This is a genomic window from Candidatus Neomarinimicrobiota bacterium (genome assembly GCA_022573815.1).
GTDB lineage: Bacteria > Fidelibacterota > SORT01 > SORT01 > SORT01 > JACZTG01.
This window is the reverse complement of the sequence record JACZTG010000057.1, coordinates 1-3,818: the sequence shown is the minus strand read 5'-3', so window position 1 is coordinate 3,818 and position 3,818 is coordinate 1. Positions and strand designations below refer to the sequence as shown.

Annotated in this window: 3 protein-coding genes; all 3 read left to right on the top strand. The window is 39.6% G+C overall.

What is annotated here, in order from left to right; all coding sequences use genetic code 11:
- Positions 1-507: 507 nt before the first annotated feature.
- Positions 508-1,083, top strand: a complete 576-nt coding sequence (locus tag IIB39_11280; protein ID MCH8929277.1) for a hypothetical protein — start codon at positions 508-510, stop codon at positions 1,081-1,083.
- A 46-nt stretch (positions 1,084-1,129) separates the two neighbouring features.
- Positions 1,130-2,389 (top strand): hypothetical protein, encoded by a 1,260-nt coding sequence (locus IIB39_11275; GenBank protein MCH8929276.1) that lies wholly within the window; start codon positions 1,130-1,132, stop codon positions 2,387-2,389.
- 5 nt (positions 2,390-2,394) lie between these two features.
- Positions 2,395-3,818, top strand: a 1,424-nt coding sequence (locus tag IIB39_11270) for a HAMP domain-containing protein (protein ID MCH8929275.1), incomplete at its 3' end; no start/stop codon positions are given.

The following is a 3,818-nucleotide window of genomic DNA, read 5'->3' as shown; positions in this document are numbered from 1 at the left end:
GAGATGACAAAGATAATTCTTAAAACGCTTGCCACGCGTGTTGCAACTCAAACAGAAACTTTATTTACACACTTTGCCAATTTGAATTTTGACGAATTAGGCCTTGATATCTGATTTGTACCAAAATCTGAACTTAAAACACCACTTCAGCTGCCAAATAACTCACAAAAATACAAGTTTCTGACAATTAGCTTTTGAGACAGTGGTTTTTTGTCTTATAAACGGCCGTTTATGAAGCTGCATCCATCTGGTGCCAATGGTTTCATCTGATTTGTAGTGGAGCGGGGAGACAGATGTGGAATTGTTATATGGCATGCACTAAATAAAGACTCTGCATTTCGCAAAATTAAGAATTGTATCGATTTCGGCTTTGTTCAATCTTTTTTATTACTGAACGTACAACCTTAATTATTATGATGTTAAGTGTTTACGATCCAAAATCTTGCCGTCTTGGCATGATATTTGATGGAATTAAGTTAATATATTGCTAATTTTTGGTAAAAAAAGTTGCAGAAGTTCATTTACATACTTTGTGTTTTACTGCTTGCATCTATAAAGAATCTCTATGCAGGAGATCTAAAAGGATCAATTTTATCCTCTCGAAATGAAGCGGTTGTCGCAGTACGCGGAGTCAAAGGTTCTTTTGTACCGAATGAAAATACATCTACTATGAATCAAAAAAACATGGAATTCATTCCCCGAATACTTCCAATAATGATCGGTAGTAAAGTAAAGTATCCGAACAGCGAGGATATTTTATATCACAATGTTTACTCGGAGTCTGGAACGAACAGATTTGATCTTGGTACTTATAGAGCCGGTACGGTAAAAACAGTCGAGTTCAGCGAACCAGGGATAGTGGAGGTGATGTGTAGTATTCACTCTCGGATGTATGCGGCTATCATTGTACTTGATAATCCGTACTATGCTTCAGTTGATAAAAACGGAAGGTTTTCTATCAGAAATATTCCTCAGGGCGATTACGCGATTGAAGTGTTCACACTGGGTGATTTTGAGGTGCAAAGTAAACGTTATCAAATTAGTATACCCGAAAACGGAGAAGTTGAACTCAACATAGACTGATTGTCCAAGAGAGGGAAATGTGACCAAAAATGACTTAGGAATAAGAATGAGTATTGGCACCATCATCTTTCTCGGTATATTCGTAATTTTTATTCAGCGGGCATATGCAATTCCATCGTTCGCTAGGCTGTACGGTGTGAGCTGTTCGACTTGTCACGTGAGCATTCCGAAGATGAATGCATTTGGTAAAGCGTTTAGATTCAACGGATATAGATTCCCAAAAGAGCAAAAAGAATTGCTCAAAGAGAAACCGGTTTCGTTAGGAGGTAAACCCCAAAAGAGTAGGTGGCCGAAAAAAGCAATCTGGCCGGGAGAAATCCCGAGCAATCCTCCGATTTCAATTCGCTTAGAGATGGATATCGACTATAATTCAGATCTATCAGATGAACCCCTTTTCAACTTTCCTCATGAATTATATCTCCTTTCGGGAGGTAATTTGGGAGAAAGCATTTCATATTTTATAGAATTAGTGGTGTACCGGGACGATTCGTTTGGAGGAGTACGGAGATCGTTTTTACAGTTTGACAGCCCCATCTGGAATAACAAGTTAATTAATCTTAAGATAGGTAAAATAGAAATTGCGGCGGTGCCGTTCTCGAAGATAAGACGCGTAACGGTGATAGGGGATAACGTTGTTAATTCCTTTAAGAACGGAGGGAACCCGTTCACGTTATTTGAGCCCAAAAGTGGCGTTGAACTATGGGGAATAAAAGACGGGAAGATGGGCGGTGGACTTTTTTATGGGATAGGAGTTGTAGAGCGGTTAGATGTCACACCGTCTGCAGGTGATAAAGATCACCCGGGTTCATGGTCAAAGGATCTTTACGGGCGATTATCGTATAAATTCGGTGGATTAGCGCTGTCAGGGGAGTCAGGACCCGTGCCGGAAGGCGGCAGCTGGAGAGACGACCATTTCAAACTCGGACTGTTTTCTTACTCAGGAAACAATGCAGGGGCGGATTTTTTAAGAATTGGTGGAGATGCCGCATTACAAGTAAATGATCTCGAATTATTCGGCGGATTAATATTCGGAGATGATTCATCTTCTGACAATATATCTGGAGAAAATACTTATTCAGCTTACTTTGTTGAGAGTAATTACGTGTTTTATCCCTGGTTGGTGGCAGCTATTAGATGGGATTCAGCGATGACCCCGAACGATTCGAGCGTGGACGACTTAAGAAATTTATTGCTCCACATCTCTATTTCCATAAGACCCAATGTAGTGTTTAGAACTGAGGTTCAAAAACAGTTACAAGGTAAGAAGTCAGTCATCGGAAAGGCAAGATTTGATTTTGCCTTCTGAGTAGAATGAGAATTCCACAATTAAATATTACTTCGAAACTTATGATCCCTGTCCTTGCGATGTCATTTATAGCGGCGATTATTCTTGGATTACTAACCGAGATTAGAGAAAACTCACATCATACCGAAACAGAAAAAGAAGCGTGGATAAACGTCGGAATAAATATGGTAAATACTTGGAAAACAACGATGTTATTCACGGGTTCGGATAATCTTGCAAGAGACCAGCTGTTCAGTCAAGTTAGTGGAAAAATTATGGCTCTGAATCTGAAAAGAAATCCAAAGATGTTTCAAATTAACCCGGAAAGCAGTCCTTATATGTCGACAGATTTGGAATTGGAAGTACTCAATCAGGGTAAACCTATATCCCATATATCAGAAGAAGAATCAGATCGTATGCTATTTACCCTCATCCCTATAATAGCTGAATCAAAATGTGTCGATTGTCATCTGAAGTTGAATAAACATGACTTCGCGGAAGGTGAAGTCATGGCGGTAGTAACTCTTATTACATCTCTAAAAAATGTTGATGCTCTTATTTCATCAGACAGAAATGGTGTATTTATCGGATTGATCGTGGCGATTCTATTTTCTGTTGCATTTATATTCATTTCAATGAAACGGATTACCAATCCGATTAAAATATTAACGAATGCTGCAAAAAAAGTAACTTCGGGCGTGATTGACACACAGGTCGATATAACCTCCGATGATGAAATTGGAGTGCTGGCTAGGACATTTAATGAAATGACTTCAGAGTTAAAGAGTGCTAAGGATGAGCTTCAAAAATATACTGAACACCTTGAGGAAGAAGTAAAGTTAAAAACAAAAGAGGTACAAGAGTCAGAAGCGGCCCTCAAACGATTGATGAAGGGAACAGCGAAATCTACCGGCAAACAGTTTTTTGAGAATCTCATACTGACTGTCACAGAAATGATGGAGTGCCGGTGGGGTATATTGGGAGAAATCATCGATGATAAAAGTATTAATACACTTGCATGGTGTGAGGATAAACGGATCAAAAAATCGATTGATTTTCCACTCCAAGGTACACCATTCGAAGATCTTGAAGATTCCAGCTTCAGGGCAATTACCAAGGTGCGGGAACAATATCCTGATGATAAATTATTAAAAAAATTCGGGGTTGAAAGTTATTTTGGGCTTCCATTCAGCGGTTCAAACGGAAAGGCAATCGGTGTTTTAAATATACTGCATGACAAAGACTTGAAACCTCCGAAGTATGTCGAAGAAATTGTCAGTGTATTTGCTGAAAGAGCAGCGGCAGAATTGGAACGTCTTCGTGCCGAGGAAGCAAAAGAAAGATTAAGTGAGAAATTGAAACTTGCAGAAAGAGAACGAGCGCGGGCTGCGTTACGGGAAGGTGAACAAAGATACCGTACTCTGGTCGAGTCGATCAGTGAGTGGGTTTG

Excerpts from the sequence above, each read along its gene's own strand:
- IIB39_11275 (MCH8929276.1), top strand. The coding sequence starts at position 1,130 with ATGAGTATTGGCACCATCATCTTTCTCGGTATATTCGTAATTTTTATT.